Annotated in this window: 13 protein-coding genes; 2 read left to right on the top strand and 11 right to left on the bottom strand. The window is 39.1% G+C overall.

The window, feature by feature from the left end; genetic code table 11:
- Positions 1-223 precede the first annotated feature (223 nt).
- Together BUF11_RS24905 and BUF11_RS01825 are read right to left on the bottom strand one after the other, a co-directional pair.
- A complete protein-coding gene (locus tag BUF11_RS24905; protein WP_278277089.1) occupies positions 224-349 on the bottom strand; it encodes a hypothetical protein in 126 nt (41 codons plus the stop codon).
- Between the two features lie 20 nt (positions 350-369).
- On the bottom strand, positions 370-1359 hold the full coding sequence (locus BUF11_RS01825) for an SIS domain-containing protein (protein ID WP_073587096.1): 990 nt from the start codon (positions 1357-1359) through the stop codon (positions 370-372).
- A 169-nt stretch (positions 1360-1528) separates the two neighbouring features.
- Between BUF11_RS01825 and BUF11_RS01820 the strand changes: the two genes are divergently transcribed.
- Positions 1529-2245 (top strand): GntR family transcriptional regulator, encoded by a 717-nt coding sequence (locus tag BUF11_RS01820; RefSeq protein ID WP_073587095.1) that lies wholly within the window; start codon positions 1529-1531, stop codon positions 2243-2245.
- A 129-nt stretch (positions 2246-2374) separates the two neighbouring features.
- On the opposite strand, the gene BUF11_RS01815 is transcribed toward BUF11_RS01820, so the two are convergent.
- From BUF11_RS01815 to BUF11_RS01790, 6 genes are all read right to left on the bottom strand, one after another.
- A complete protein-coding gene (locus tag BUF11_RS01815; RefSeq protein ID WP_073587094.1) occupies positions 2375-2599 on the bottom strand; it encodes a hypothetical protein in 225 nt (74 codons plus the stop codon).
- A gap of 118 nt (positions 2600-2717) precedes the next feature.
- Positions 2718-4184 carry a glycoside hydrolase family 32 protein gene (locus tag BUF11_RS01810; protein ID WP_073587093.1) on the bottom strand — a complete coding sequence of 489 codons (1467 nt, stop codon included), beginning with the start codon at positions 4182-4184 and terminating at the stop codon, positions 2718-2720.
- 66 nt (positions 4185-4250) lie between these two features.
- A complete protein-coding gene (locus tag BUF11_RS01805) occupies positions 4251-5678 on the bottom strand; it encodes a family 43 glycosylhydrolase (protein ID WP_073587092.1) in 1428 nt (475 codons plus the stop codon).
- 163 nt (positions 5679-5841) lie between these two features.
- Complete coding sequence (locus BUF11_RS01800) at positions 5842-7488, bottom strand: extracellular solute-binding protein (protein WP_073587091.1); 1647 nt, start codon at positions 7486-7488, stop codon at positions 5842-5844.
- 57 nt (positions 7489-7545) lie between these two features.
- The gene (locus tag BUF11_RS01795; protein WP_073587090.1) at positions 7546-8436 is read right to left on the bottom strand and encodes a carbohydrate ABC transporter permease; all 891 of its coding nucleotides are present in this window, start codon (positions 8434-8436) and stop codon (positions 7546-7548) included.
- A gap of 13 nt (positions 8437-8449) precedes the next feature.
- The gene (locus BUF11_RS01790) at positions 8450-9394 is read right to left on the bottom strand and encodes an ABC transporter permease (protein WP_073587089.1); all 945 of its coding nucleotides are present in this window, start codon (positions 9392-9394) and stop codon (positions 8450-8452) included.
- 329 nt (positions 9395-9723) lie between these two features.
- Between BUF11_RS01790 and BUF11_RS01785 the strand changes: the two genes are divergently transcribed.
- Positions 9724-10812, top strand: coding sequence for a LacI family DNA-binding transcriptional regulator (locus BUF11_RS01785; protein WP_073587088.1), 1089 nt, complete (start codon positions 9724-9726; stop codon positions 10810-10812).
- Between the two features lie 325 nt (positions 10813-11137).
- Here the strand turns inward: BUF11_RS01785 and BUF11_RS01780 are convergent, their stop codons facing one another.
- The 3 genes from BUF11_RS01780 to BUF11_RS01770 all read right to left on the bottom strand — a co-directional run bounded on the left by BUF11_RS01780 (position 11138) and on the right by BUF11_RS01770 (position 16405).
- A complete protein-coding gene (locus BUF11_RS01780) occupies positions 11138-13354 on the bottom strand; it encodes a carbohydrate binding domain-containing protein (protein WP_073587087.1) in 2217 nt (738 codons plus the stop codon).
- A 219-nt stretch (positions 13355-13573) separates the two neighbouring features.
- The gene (locus tag BUF11_RS01775) at positions 13574-14683 is read right to left on the bottom strand and encodes a peptidylprolyl isomerase (protein WP_073587086.1); all 1110 of its coding nucleotides are present in this window, start codon (positions 14681-14683) and stop codon (positions 13574-13576) included.
- 66 nt (positions 14684-14749) lie between these two features.
- Entirely contained in the window at positions 14750-16405 is a 1656-nt protein-coding gene (locus BUF11_RS01770) for a DUF4091 domain-containing protein (RefSeq protein WP_073587085.1), read from the bottom strand.
- Between the last annotated feature and the right edge of the window lie 22 nt (positions 16406-16427).

Raw genomic sequence — 16427 nt, 5'->3', positions numbered from 1 at the left:
ACAATAATACATTCTTTCCCCGATTATGTCAAGAGGCATTATTCATTTTATCCTAATGTGCAGGTTCTTTTTTTGATTTTTTATATACTTTTCATAGCAATGATACATTATAATACCTTATCTGTTGACTTTCCGGCCTCTAAATTGAATAGGTAAAGATAGTTTCAGATATACTTTCTTACGAAACAGCCCTGAATATTCACTTTAATACCCCATTATTTTTTCATTCCAACATATGTATTGTAAAAAATACCAGCAGAACAAAAGCGGTGCCTAAAAGACACCGCTCGAAAAAGTTCACCGCTTTATACCAATCCATTGCCTGTTTTATAGCTTCTGCCGGATCCATAATATATCTAGCTCCTTATATTAGTATTCAACCTTCCACATATAACGGCGGGTAGTTAATGGATGCTCCCGCACTATGGCCAATGCCTGATTATATACCGGATATATATTATTGAATAACGAATGGTTGAAGTAATCAACCACAGAAGAATCAATTGTGGAAAGTCCAAGATCCTTGGCATCCAGAATTTCGATGCGCTTCGCATATGTTTTTAAGAATTTCAGCGCCCGCTCATCCAATGCACGGGTCGAGCCTTCTGAAATCTGAATTACAAAGGGAATATTCGCATCTGTTATTTCAAATGGGCCGTGAAAATATTCGCCGCTGTGAATGCTGTTTGAATTGATCCACTGCATTTCCATGAAGATACAGATACTTTCCATATATGCCGCACCATATCCCGCGCCGCTGGCCATTGTGTAAATTACCTTGTCGTCTTTATGGTTTTCTGCAAATACCAAGGCACGTTTCTCCACATGTTTGCATGCATTTTTTACAATACGGTCAATCATGCCAATCCCCTGCAGAAATTTATCGTAGTTTTCATACCCTTCCGTCTGATTCAGCAGTTCAGCTGCAACAAGCAGTCCACATATAGTCTTTTCTCCTGCTATATCCTTCCCCTCACCAAAATCATAGCGTACAATATAATCACCATACTGGATAATTTCAGATTCCTGTAACCACGTCAGAATAATAACAGCCGCTCCCGCTTCTTTTCCAAGCGCTGCCGCACGGATTGTTTCCGGTGTATTGCCTTTATGACATGCAAGACAAATGATAGAATTCTCCCCAAAATCTTTCGGCATGCTGTGAACAAATTCATTACTGTTTATCCATGCGGACTTGATACCTGCACACTCTCTTTCCATAAAAGTCTTTGCAGGATAGAGAGCTCCCAAAGAACCTCCGCACCCGACAAAATAAAGGGATTTTACTCCGCCTTTATCTTTCTTCTGTTCCAAAATTGCTTCAATAATTTTCTTAATGTCCGTACTCTTATATTCCATCGTTTCATTCTCCTTCAATTTATGTATTTAATTGTTATGTTTGTATTATAATACATTATAATACCAATTGTCAATATATACATTTTTGATATGTACAATATTGCTCAAATGTATTATAATAAACGATAAATACCTCGTATAAATATTAATAAGAAGAAGGAATATTCGTATGGAACTGGATAATACAATTGCAACACCCTTATACAAGCAGCTTGAGGAGAAATTACAAAAAGAAATTGAAAACGGAGAACGTCTGGCAGGAAGCCGAATTCCAACAGAAAACGAATTAAGTGAACAATACAAAGTAAGCCGCGTCACAGTTCGAAAGGCTCTGTCCAAGTTAACCGATATGGGATACCTGGACAGAAAATCCGGAAAAGGAACTTTTGTTGCCGAGAAAAAACTACAGCGGGGACTATCAAAGGGAGTTATCAGTTTTACAGAAATGTGCAAATTGATGGGAGTAAAACCAGGAGCAAGAATCATCAAAATTGCATTGGAAGATCCGACTCCAAGAGAAATGGAACTGATGCATTTGAAAACAGATGAAAAGATACTTGTTCTTGAACGCATACGGTACGCAGATGATAAACCGGTAATTTTAGAACTAAATAAATTCCCCGAATCTTTTTCCTTTCTATTTAGTGAGAATCTCAATGATTCCTCTTTATACGAAATTCTCAAGGAAAAACGCAATATCATTTTCAACCAATCTTCAAAAACACTGGATATTATATTTGCTGCCTCTAAAGAAGCGAAAACTTTAAGTATTTCTAAGGGCTATCCCCTTCTAAGGATAGATAGTATATTACAGGATACAAATAACAATGTATTTAATCTTTCCCAGCAGCTTTGTATCGGCGATAAATTTAAACTAATTGTTTAGCGCCATAGCTTAATCCTATTCCAAAGTCCAATGCGGAAGAACCTTAAATGCCCTAAGAATTAAATAGCACTAAAACTATCGTCAACTCCTTGTCAGGCAGGTGGTCGACGATAGTTTTAGTGCATCAGCTCATCTTTCAATTTCTTCAGGAAACTTTCCTTCTTCAACATATGTCTTAGCAAAGCTTTGAATAATCTTATCAGAATAATCTCCACCTTTTGAATAAGAAATGTTCATAACAGCTAAAGTAATCTTATTTAGAATCTCATCACTGACGTTAACATTATTCTTTAATAGCTCTTTTCTTACTATTTCAGTGCATCTGCTAATATCATTCGAATCTGAAAAAATCATAGATTTCCTCCTTTGCTTCAACAGGTCTGTTAAACTATCAAGTTTAATTTTCAAGTATATTGTATCACATTTCCATTGATATCAATAACTCTTTTACACGCTTCCGTGCGGCCTTTATCTATTCTGCTGCAACATCATATTTAACAATGCTGCATTTAACTTCACCTTTGCTAAGAAAGCGAATCCGGTCTGCTTCCAAAGGAGTATAAATCAGAGAAGTCATTGCCTGCTCTCCATCGTTTACGAAAACTTCCACCGTATATTTATCCATTAGTATACGGAGTTTGATTTTACCCTTCTGTTCTTTTACATTTATGGAACGTTTGTGCAGGATATCCTTTCTTAGACCGGAATAAGTACGGTCAAAAGTCACTGTATTTGCTTTCGGATTATATCGCAGAATAGAATAATATTTATCATCTGCCGCAAAGCGAACAGCAAATTCTTCATAATCACGGGCTTCCACCTCCACTGTCAGGTCAAACTGCCTGCCCTTTATACCGTCCGGTTCTTTTTCCCCATTTATGGTTACGGCATCATATTTTACTTCTTTCTGATAATAATTTTCCAATTCTCTTACCGGATTCTGATACAATAATCCGTTTTTCACGTGCAGTTCCCTCGGAACCGTCATAAGGCCGGACCACTGAAAAGATGGCGGCGTGAGATAATTATCCCAGCTCTGCATCCAGGCAACCATGATTCTTCTGCCATCTGCTGTTTCCAGTGTCTGCGGTGCATAGAAATCCAATCCGTAATCAATAGCGGCTACTCGTTCCCGGATTAACTTATGGTTCCCTTTGTCATAATCCCCAAGGATATATATGGTACTGTTTCCATTGTGAAATTCCAGGCCATCTGCCATCATTTCAGTGGGCGAAATGAGCAATACCTGTTTGCCGTCTATGTAAAAGAAATCCGGGCATTCCCACACCTCTCCGTATTCATTCCGGCTTTCCTCTATGATACCTGCATATTTCCAGTTCTTTGCATCCTGGGATGTAAATAATACTATCTGTCCGCCGGTCTCTTCACTCCTGCTGCCAATTACTGCATAGAAATCTTCTCCCTCTATCCAGATTTTCGGATCTCTGAAATCTTCCCTGCTGCTTCCTTCCGGCAGAAAATCACCGGTGATTACCGGATTCGTATCCAGCTTTTCATAATTCACTCCGTCTCCCACGGCTATACACTGTGTCTGTCTTAATAACCTGGTACCGTCTTCCTGTACTTTATTCAGCACGCCGGTATACATAAGCATATGTTTTCCGTCATGTTCCACTGCGCTGCCAGAAAAACATCCCTGCCCATCGTATCCGGTATCCGGTGCCAGGGCGCAGGGTAACTGCTCCCACTTTATAAAATCTTTCGATTTGCTGTGTCCCCAGTGCATTGGTCCCCATACAGTTTTATAGGGGTGATACTGATAAAATAAATGATATTCTCCCTTGTACACAGAAAAGCCGTTAGGGTCATTGATCCAACCAACTGGTGCGCATACATGAAAGGACGGTTTCTGCCCCTCCGGAATCTGTTTTAAGCCATCCCTTTCATATTTTCTTGCATTTTCCAACATTTCGCTCATTCCCTCATCTGCCTTTCTGCTCTTCACTTTCTGTTGTTACTTTTAAATCTTTTGCAAGTACACTTCTTATTCCTCTTCAATCGTTACGTCCTTCACTTCCAGTGATCCTTCCGATACAAAAAATCCTAACTGACGGTCTTTTTCATTGTACATACGGAAACCAAAGGCCAGGTCATTATTGACATAAAGAACTGCAAGAGTTCCCTGAATATAGATTTCAAGATCATATTCTTTACCGGCCTCCAGTTTAAGGGGACGTTCCATTTCAACTGCATAAGGAAACATCTGACCGCCCTGTTCATACATCCGCAGCCCGGAGCGGAACTGGATACGGTTATACCAGGGTTCAAACATCAGATAATATCCCTGGGCATACGTATCATCCACCTGTAAGGCAATACCGAACCGGGTAGGATTTCCATTATACTTTAATTTGGCCTTCACACGGCATACTTCCGGAATCTTAGCACCAATAGCGGCGGAATAGCCATCCGGGGATTCACAGACTGCTACACTTTCATTTATGTTCCAGTTTCCGGTCAAAGAATGCAAACCGGAATTCTTCATCTTGCTAAAAGCATTTGCAACACTGTCAACCGGGCATACTCCCAGGGTACCATCATCATGCTGGATAATTTTATGCACTACAATGGAGCCGCCCCAGTTCCAGGTTTTATAATCCTTACCGAACTCTTTACCCGGGTCAAATTCCCAGCCATTCTCACCTCTGGTGGGATTCCAGCCGTAAATATAATGATCTTTTCCATCAAAACCGGTTTTAGCCGCATAAAAAGCTCTGCCATCAAAAGTATCCACCTCCGGACGGATCCATGGACCGCTTAAAGAGCGGCTCATCCGGTAATAGGTGCAGAATCCGTCTGTATAATTTGAATATACCAGGTAATACCAATCTCCCATTTTAAATAAATCAGGGCATTCGTTTGCTGCCTGGTTCAGGCGTGGCGCATATAGCGGCTCTCGATATTCCCACCGCGACAGATCCTCGGATACGCAAAGAGCTACACAGCCATTTCTTTCCGTCGGTGCATTCTCTCTTGCTGCCAGGAGCATCCACCACTTATTTTCTTCTTCATTCCAGAATACAAAAGGATCCCTCCAGTCAGACATCTTGTAAATCATACCATCGGGGCCGAATTTTTCTTCCGGAATGTCCTCCCAATCTGTCAGATCTGTACTGGTTGCATGTCTGGCCCACTGTGCAGGGGGATCCTGGTCAAATGTACAATAAAACATATGGTACAGTCCATTTACTTTAATAACAGAGCCAGTCCCTCCATGAATTTTTGTAGGAGTTTCTATATAATTTCGGTTATCCGTGGTTGTAATACGATGCCAGCCATATATAACTTTATCCTTTGGTGCATCCGGGTTCCAATTTTTTAGGTAATAATGATCAAACTGCTTCAAATCTTCATTATAAAAAGGAATTACATCACCGGTTTTCGCATATTCGGGGGTATAAAATAAATCCATAATCTTATCTCCTTTCCTATTAGAAAAAGGCCGGACCCATAGGCCCGGCCCCTTTATTTTATGATTATTCTATTGCTGTCTATGTTTCCGTATATTTTCTCTGCTTATATTTATAAAATTTCTTCTGTTTTAGCTGCTGATCAGTTCCATCGTTATATTTACCTTAGTTTGTCAGTTCATAAAACATATCGAAGCCTTTCTGCTTCAGTTCAATTAATTCTTTCAGACCCATTTCATCCAGTTTTGTAAGATAGGCTTTCCAGGCTTCATCGGTAATGCCGTCTTTTACGATACCTGCTTTTGTCTGTTCTGCATAAGTCTTTAAGTCTGTTTCAATTTCAGCAATTCGTGTGATATCAGCTTGTTCCATAAATGCAGCCGGATAGTTATAATTGCTTGTAATAAAAGGAGAATATACCGTGCTGAGCAAATTCAGTCGAAGTGCATCGGAATCCAGCATTTTATCTACGTATACTCCATAATAGTCGGACAGGATTGCAAAACAGTCAGCTAAGTTTTGATCATTGCGGACTTTATTGTCTTCTAATCCTTCCTTGGTCCATTTTAACATGCCATCTTCGCCTTTTGTGAATACATTTGTATAGTTTGGATCATCATAAGTACCGTTGCAATTTTGAACAGACATGGAAGGTTCAAAATACTGATCCAGGTATGCCAATACAACTGAAGGTTTTTTACATGCACTTGTAACTGCTGTAACACCCATATCAAAGCTGTAGTAGTTCTGACGCGGAATATTTACGGTTCCATCCGGACCGGACAGCGGCGGCAATGCCACGTATTCATCCGTATAATCACCAGCCAAACCTATTGCCCAGTCATAAAACAGGCCCACACGTCCGGTAGAAACTTTGGCTGAATAGGTGGATGCGTCCTGGGAGAAAATTTCAGGATCAATCAGACCTTGTGCATATAGTTCGTGCAGCCATTCCAGACCTTTTCTTGCATCATCCTGAGCCAGTGAATAAAATACTTTTTTATCATTGGTTACCATATAGTGGTCCATGTTATCACCGCTTCCGAAAGAACCCAGGCTGATACCAGGATCCTGGTTAACCTGATTGATACGGAAAGACATCGGGATAACATTGCCATTCTCATCTTTAATATCTTTAGCAAATGCCTCTAATACTGTTTTCAATTCATCAGTTGTAGTTGGCATTTCAAGTCCTAATTTATCTAACCAGGATTTGTTTATATAAGGAATGGCACCGATAACATTAATGTTTTCCTTACTGTTCTTAGACCATTCATTTACAAAAGGCAAGGTGTAAATATGCCCGTCGGCTGATGTGATGGCAGCACGTACTTCCGGCCTTGCATCCAGTATCTTCTTAAAGTTTGGCATGTTCTTATCGATATAACTTTCCAACGGAATGAAGACACCTTTGTTCGCATAACCTAAAATATCATAAGGCTTAATATACATCTTGGTAACTACATCCGGCATATCTTTCTTGGAAAGTGCCAGTTTAAATTTATCATTAAACTGTTCATCCGGAATCGCCTGATAGTCAGCAGTTACATTAGTAGCCTCCTGCATTCTCTGGACCAATGCTTTTTTACTGAAATCCTGTTCGGAATCGGAAGCAACCCTTGTCATAATGGAAAACTTGTAACTTTCTGTTAATGGGAAAGTTACCTCTTCTGCCGCAGCCCCTTCTGCGCCGTTAGAGGTGTTTCCATTGCCTGACGGCGTTTTACTTCCACAGGCTGCCAAAGAGCCGATCGCCATGGCAGCTACACATAAAACTCCCAATACTCTTCTAAATCTTTTGGATAATAACATAACATTTCCTCCTCTGATAATTTTATAAGTTAAATGCTTTAGCATTTACTTTTGTAATCAACCTTTTACAGAACCAGCCATAATACCTTTTTCGAAGTATTTGGAGAAAAACGGATACATTAATAACAATGGGATACTGGATATAACGATAGTGGAATACTTTAACAAATCCGCCAGTTTGGCCGTTTCAGCTATTTTTTCCATATTGGCCACCAGGTTCGGATTAATCTGGTTCTGTACCAGTATCGCCCGGATTACCAGCTGCAAGGGCTGTAGTTTCTGATCATCCAAATATATCATAGCATCAAAATAGGAATTCCACTGGGCTACAAACTGATATAGGCAAAGTACAGCGATAATTGGTGTACATACCGGTATCAGAACCTTAAAGAAATACTGGAGCTCCGAAGTACCGTCCATCTCTGCCGCTTCCCTTAGTTCCGTCGGAATCGAACGGTAATAAGAACGGGCCAGTATCAGGTTCCATACATTTAAAGCACCTGGCAATAAAACTGCCCATACGGTATTAATCAGGTTTAACTGATCCATCAAAAGATAAGTCGGCATCAGTCCTCCGCCAAAGAACATAGTAAGTACAAAAATCACATTGAAGAACTTACGCCCCATAAAGTCATTCCTGGACATAGGATATGCCGCTAATAAAGTGACCCCAACAGAAATCACAGTAAAAGAAACAGAATAGACAAAGGAGTTACGGAAACCCCGCCAGGTATTGGCATCTTCAAACACTCTTCGGTATCCTTCCAGGGTCCAATGCTTTATATCAAAAGATACTCCCACACTGCTTCTGGTCGCAGGATCCATTATGGAACACAGCAGAATGTAAATAACCGGTATAATGATCAGCAGCAGGAAAATAATCAACAGCAGGTTGCCTGTTACTTTAACTATGTTATCCTGCGTAACAAATGCTTTCTTTTTATTCATATTACTTTCCTCCTTACAGCCCTTCACCCTCATTTAATTTCTTCACTATCATATTTACAGCAACTAAAAGAATCAAATTAATAACGGTATTGAAAAGCCCCACTGCCGTAGAATATCCATAATCGCCCATCTCAAGTCCCATTCGGTAAACATAGGTAGGTATGATATCGCTGGTTACTTTATTCAGGTCTGTCTGCATTGCATAAACTTTTTCAAATCCAATGCTCATGATATTACCTGCAGAAAGGATGAATTGGATGACAATAACCGGCTTTAATGCGGGCAGCTCAACATTTTTAATCTGCTGTAAAATAGTTGCGCCGTCAATTCTCGCTGCTTCTATTAATTCCTGACTTACACCGGCTAAAGTCGCGGAATAAATAATGGAGGCCCATCCTGCACTCTGCCAGATACCGCTTCCAATATAAAGTGTACGGAACCAGCTGGGTTCTGTCATATAGTCTACACTGCTTCCCATTAATGCATTAATCGGTCCTACAGGAGAGAAAAACAACCGAACCATACCTGCCAGGACGATTGTAGAAATAAAGTAGGGCAGGTACACAATCAACTGTGCATTTTTCCTCATACCTTTATGCCGCACTCTGTTAAGTAAAAGAGCCAGGACAATCGGCGGGAAAAAACTCCATATCAGGTTGAAACCACTTAGTTTCAATGTGTTTAATAACAACCTTGCAAATTCAGTAGAGGAAAAGAACCTCTTAAAATTGTACAGTCCAATCCAATCGCTTCCAAAATACCCCTTGACAGGACTGTACTCCTCAAATGCAATGATAACGCCGAACATAGGCAGGTATTTAAAAATAATGGTGAGTGCCAGCGCCGGCAGTAAAAAGATTATGTACAACTGCCAGTTCTTAATAAAGTAAACACCAAATCTTTGGAAATAATTCTTTTCGGATGGATGTCTGCTTTTACTGATTTTTTTTGTTTGCATCCGCTTACATACCTTTCTTCAAACATTTTACATTTGTTCAAATTTAATTTTTACATATATCGCTTATGTGTACTTTTATTTTAACATATCATTAAAAACTGTCAATCTGTTTTTGTATATTTTGTACATTAATACAAAATCAAACATTACATTTTATTTATTTTGTATGTTTTTTCACTAGTTTTATTGATACAATTTGAACATTTGTAAAATTTACTTTTACATGTCAACTTATTGCGTATACATTTTTTCTGTGATATAATAAAAAAATCAAAAAGCTATCTAGTTTAATAATTTACAAATGATATATAGGGGAGGGCTTTAACACCATGGCTAAACAAAGAATTTTAATACAGGATATTGCAGATTCCCTGCAGCTTTCACGTACTACTGTCTCCAAAGCATTAAACGGCAGTGAAAATATTTCAGAAAAGACCAGACAGAAGATTCTGCAAAGAGCGGCAGAGCTGAATTACAAACAATTTTCCAGTTTGACGTCCGACTTCAACAGTTCTGCATCAGCAGAGAATAATGCTTCCTCAAATATCCACGGCAACATTGCCCTGACCTTTCACAAATTTCCGGATAAACAGCATATTGGTTCTTCCTTATTAACCACAATGGAACAGGAAATCAGCAAATACGGCTATACCCTTTCATTATTTACCATTCAGGATACAGATATCCGTTATTTGCGGCTGCCGAATACCTTTGACTTGAATAATATTGATGCAATTCTTTGTGTAGAATTATTTGACAGAGAATATTGTAAAATGCTTAGTTCCTTAAATAAGCCGGTATTATTCATTGATTCCTATTACACCGTGGCAGAAGACAATCTAAAGGCTGATATTTTATTAATGGAAAGCAAATACAGGCTTGCAAACATGGTCAAAAAACTCATTCAGGAACACCGAATCAGCCGAGCCGGCTTCGTGGGCTCCTACACACACTGTTTAAGTTTTTACGAACGCTGGGCCGGCTTCTGTATGGCTCTTCAGGACTGCGACCTCACATTGGATAAGTCTGCCTGTATTATAGATAAAGAAGACATTAAATATTGGGATCAAATGTGGCTGCTTTCCCAGTTAAAGCTTATGGATCCGCTTCCCGAACTATTTGTCTGTGCCAATGACTCCCTGGCCATAAATCTGATATCCTGCCTGAAAGATCTGAATATTAAAGTTCCGAATCAGGTTCTGGTAACCGGTTTTGACAACGCACCGGCTTCCATTGTGGTAGAGCCCCATTTGACCACCGTTAATTCCCACAGTACGGATATGGGAATTATCGCTGCAAAAAAAATACTGGACCGTATTCAGAATACAGCCCTTCCTTATACCAACACATATCTGCAAACCGATGCAATTTACAGGGAATCTACGATGAGGAAGCCTTTTGACAAAAAGATTTATTAATCTTTAAATATTCAACAAGAAAAATTCCAAATGTTATCTATAAAATGCCAAAAAAACAGGGTCAAAAAATGATTTTTTGACCCTGTTTTTTGCACTTTCATTCTACTTTGCTCTATAAAGAGCTTCATCAGCGCATTTGACCATGTCTTCACAGGTTATATGATCCTCTGCCGAATTGCATAGCCCATATATACAGGATTGCAAAGCCGAAAAGTAATTATTATATATCAATCAACTTTTCGGCTTTTATTATATACTACTTTTATTTGACATTTAAGAAACAACTCTAAAATCTGGCTGCGCTTACCTATAAATTTATCTTTGCTTATTTAATGGATACATTATCGAAATACACTGAACCACTCTGCTGCTTCCACGCGTGGAGGTATATTTTAGCAGTCGTATTCGTAGTGCCGGTAATAAAAGTTATGGTATAGGTTGTGTATCCACTACTGCTTGTTCCACCTTTTTCTATCAAAGTTCCGCCGAAATCCTGTACTCCAACATAGCCATATATACCTGTATCGGTTTTTACTGATACTGTTAAAGTATATGTCTTATTTGCAGTCAGCCCTGTAACTACCTGTTCAATTCTTGCAGTATCAGAGCTTGTAGCGGTAAGTTTTGCCGCTTTACTTCCACTATCGGTTACTACAGTCGCTGTGGCAGTACCAGTAGATGCATTTGTCCAATAATTAAGGTTTGCAGCATCTTCAAAGTTTCCGTTTTTTACCAGATTGATTTCGCTACCGGATTGTGTAGTGGCACTTACTATGGACGACCAAGCACTTGTACCTGCACTGTTAACCGCTCTTACCGCGTAAGTATGAGCTGTGTTTGCTGAAAGTCCGGTATGTGCGTACGGACTTGTTACTCCTGTCACTATTACACCATCTACCTTAAGGTCGTAGCTGCTTGCTCCAGATGATGAATTCCAGGTTACATTTATCTGGGATGTGCCAGCTGCTGTTGCATTCAGACCTGCAGGTACCTCCGGAATCGTCAGTGTTCCGGTGTATTCACACGCCCCTCTGTCTGTAACCGAACCTTGTGGAACTGAAGTACCCCAATAGTCCTTTCCACCGTTGTTTGAAATCGTCATACCGGAGTTTATACAAGGGGAGCCTGATTGAAGTTTGTATCCATTAACAGTAGTTAATCCGTTTCCACCGGTCCCCGGATTTACCAATAATGGGTCAGAAGTAAGCTTGTGAGCATCGGTCGGCTCTCCGGTGGGATGTACACCGTAGAATACGTTATAGTCAAACACTTTGTTTGTTCCTGCGGCAATATCATATCCCTGTGTATTATTCTGGATGTAAAAAATATTATTATAGAAATAATTCTTATCAGGTATTCCGCCATATGTATCAACCTTGATAACATATGGGTTTCCTGTATTTGAGTAGAAAGTGTTGTTATAAAAAGAGAAATTGACTGACTGTCCTGCTAAACGAACAATCCTGGTCTTGTCATTCTGGCTAATGTTGTATCTGAAGATTCCATTTTTTGCATATTCGTCGTAATTGTTATCACTACAGGTCATTACTGCTCCACCTATGTTGTTATGACTATAGTTATACTGATATATTGTGCCTGTACATTCCGCATCAAAGTCCCAAGCCATGGAATCCTTTGTATTACTCTCGTTTCCAAGTGCCAGATTATAGCATTCATTATATTGGAATACTGTATTATCAGAAGCATATGGCCAAATGCCGGCATTTGCATCTGCTGATCTTGCTACGGCATTCCAGCATACGTTCCTTTCAACCAGTCCATTGCTTGCCCCAAGAAAGATTATTCCGTCCCCACCTATATCATATAAGGTATTATTTCTTATAATGACACCTGTGCAACTTCCTTCTGCTACTTTATCAATTGCGTTTATACCTGTGCGGTCAACCTTATGTATGGTGTTGTTCTGTATTAATACATCGTTAATTATACAGCCTTGCATATCAATACCACCGGTTTTTTTTGTATCATTCCTGGGAAAGTTTGTTGTTCCCGTTGAAGGACCGTTAACATCATGTATGTCACAGTTTTGGATATAGATATGATTTTGTGTTGAAGTTCCGAATACCTTTATACCAACCAAATCAAGAGCAGGCGATGCCGCCGTGTTTGTGACTTCAAGGTTGTTTATTTCCCAGTAGGATTGGTTGTATAGCTTGACTGCCCCGCCTAATACTCCACCACCGTTTATTATCGGTTTACTTCCTGTACCATACATATCGATTACAATTGGACTACCGGCTGCTCCAGATCCAAGCGGATAGAGCTGCCCATTAAATACACTGCCTGCCTTGAATAAGATTTTATCTCCAGCAGCGAAAGTCTTTGCATTTACCTTACTAACAGTCTTCCAAGGTGTCGACGAACTCGTTCCATTGTTGCTGTCATTTCCGCTGACCGAGTCTACATAATAAGTAGCTCCCCCTGCAGCGAATGAGATTCTTGGCATGCCTGCAAACAAAAATGCAAGCATTGTGCATACCAGAAGTAGGGATACTGGTTTTTTTAATACACTTTTTAACATACTTTGGCCTCCTTGAGTTTTTTTATAAATAAAGGAAGGATTTAATAAAGCCAGTAAAAAGTATTATTTCTTGAAAAGCTCCTCCAAACCCTTAATGGATCCATTATAACTTCTCTAAGAAATGACTTTTTCATTGGCATCATGCTACCCCACCTTTGTTTATTCGGTATAAAATTCTAAGGTGTTTGAATCATTAAAGATTTATGACATTCCAATAACTCAATCAATAAAAATATGACTGTAAATTTCCTGGTTCACTTCTACTTTAGCATTCTTTACCAATTTATTAATATACTCATTGTAAGCTTTCTCAATCAACATTTGGCGGATAGCCTCTTTTACTTCTCCAAAGGATTTAACCCCCATATTCTTATGTTCAACACATTTTATAATAGAATAAATATTATTCTCATCAAAAACATTACTGATTTCTCCTACAGCTAGTTTACCGGCACATTCCAACAATTTAGGAGTTAACTCATCGGTCTTGGCAGTACTGCTGTCAAAGATTTTTGTCTCTAAAGAATTATCCGGATTATTAAGTTTTGCAAGCTTCTCAAAATTTTCACCACTATCCAGCATTTGTTTTATTTTATCAATTCTTAGCTTAGCATCCTGTTTCTTGGATTCATCAACAACCCCATTCATTTGTGCATACGGTATGATGATTCTCTCCACTTTTACCGAATCGGGATTTTTGAAATCCTCATTTTTTATTTGGTCATAAAGGGCTTTCTCATCATTATCGTCTATTTTGAAATCATCTTCCCCCATTTTTTCCTTAAGCCCTATAATCATTTGACTAAATTGATATTCAAAATATTCTTTTTCACCAAATTGCAGTGGACCAAATATTACTCTTTGATTTTTGACTGCTTCTTTTCTGGCCTTATTTTCCTCATCCAAACCTTTCAGAAAGGTTTTATAGCTAATATCCTCTTGAATACCTTTGTCCTTAAGTAAAATTTGTTGTACTTTTATCTGAATACATTCGTCAAGCGCTTTCTTACGTGCCGCTTCAATAGGAACCTCTCCACCATAACTTTTGTTCCAAAAACTCTTACTGTCATTTGCATTATATTTCTTGTTAAAATAATCATAGACATTTGCGCGTACGCCATATAACCTTTGCTTGTATTCCCTCAAATATATATTTTCACCGTTTACTTTTGCCACGATTGAAAAATCATTTTTTCCGGATGCCATTCTGCAAGTTATAAATAAAGACAATAAAGCTGCTACTATAACCAAAAGTATTAAAAATAATCTTTTTCCCTTGTTAAACAAATAATGTTTTTTTACTATGCTTAAGTTTTTGGATCTTTTCATGAAAATCCCCCTGACCTTAAATGTTTCAATAACCTTCGCTACATAGTCTTATTTGTGTGGAATATTTCAAAAAGTTCGAGTGTTCTCTATTTCCTGATTGATTTTATTTCTTAAGTTAATATAAAAGGAGCTGCTTAGAGGATACTTCTTAAAGGTAATACGATACCCTGCCTCTCGTTCAATAATATCCTTCACATATTCCTTACTTGATAAGGACTCCAGTAATTTCAAGGCTCTAAGATCTGTCATCGCTTCGTACAATACCATAAGCCGCAGGGATTCTTCCGGTTTAAAATCTTTGCCGGGATAAACGACAAAAGCATCACCAGAAGGAAAACTATCTCCGGCATCCGTAACCTCGTATGGATTGATATGATCTATTGAAAATTGGGTATTATAAAAATTAAATGCCCAGTGTAAGAAGCCCGTCAAATCAAATAAGTAGGTCTGTAAGCCATATACCCTTGCTCTGGAAGACTTCATCGACATAAAGCAGTTTGATACCGTTATCTTTTGATCACAGCAATAATATCCCCAGAGCATCGGAACCTGCTTATCCAGAAAGGGTTCAATTGCATCAATTGCACAGATTGGCTGCTGTGTCAGCCCTAATTCATAGAACTGAACATTGGACATTGCATCAATTATCTGAAATCCCTCCAGATATGGCTTTACCAGTGAGGCTGCATGCTGATAGGTTTCAAGATGCTCCAAATGCGGTTCATCCGAAATATGAAAATATGTGATTTTATCAACTCCCAATAATTTCAGTTGCCCCGTTAATTGCGGAAGATAGCAGGACAGAAACGTTTCATACGCTGGTCCATTGGAGGTGGTATCCCAGCCGAAGATTCTTTGATATACCCCATCGACAGTGGCCATTATTTTAGGTGCTGACCTTGCTCCCCATTGTGTAAATAGATGTGACATTTCAAGATACTGTATTCCTTTGGTAAGGCATATCTGAATAAATCGCTTTAGATTTGTAAAATCAAATTCGTAATTTCCATTGTTCACATGAATATCGATTAGTTGAAGCGTGGTTCGTTCACCACCGACAGCGGTATCCAGCGGTGGTGTAAATTGTGGTACCAATATCATATTGATATCTCTTTTGGCAGCTGTTTCAATAAAATTCTCTATAATCTGAAAATGTTCCTCTGAGAAAACCGGAACATGATAGTAATCAGCAAGACAATCAGCGTGAAACCATCTTGTATTCTTAATATGCAGAGGAGGCAGCTCTTCTCCTATCATATTCAATTCTGTAGAAATCTTATTTGATTCTTTCCCATCCTCACTGGTGAATTCTAAAGTAACCGGATAACGGCCTGAATGAATTTCCCTGGTTGTCTCTACATCCACCCACAAGCTGCGCCATTGACCTGCCACTAATTTCATACGGTTATTCTTACGGTCTCTTAAAATATCCGGGTACATTCCCGGGGTCTTGCGCAGATAGCCGTCATCCGTTTCTTTGTAGCAGGGGAAAGAAGAGGGTACTAAGATTACCTCCCGCAGCCTAATGTATCTGGAAATTGGTGAACTTACCTTTATCTGAACGTATTTATTTTCCTTTCCGTCATAAAAACACGCAACCTGAAAGGATATTGTTTCTCCCTGCAACGCGGATAATATCACAGAATCCATGGTTGCCTTAGGGCCTGCCTCCGGGAATATCTTCTCAAGAGAACTTACTAATTCCAACTGAATTAAATCCATTATGTTCTTCCACTCCTCCGTA

This window comes from Anaerocolumna xylanovorans DSM 12503 (assembly GCF_900143645.1).
In the GTDB taxonomy this organism is placed as follows: domain Bacteria; phylum Bacillota; class Clostridia; order Lachnospirales; family Lachnospiraceae; genus Anaerocolumna; species Anaerocolumna xylanovorans.
The sequence above is the reverse complement of the archived record's forward strand: the minus strand, read 5'-3'. Positions and strand labels throughout refer to the sequence as shown.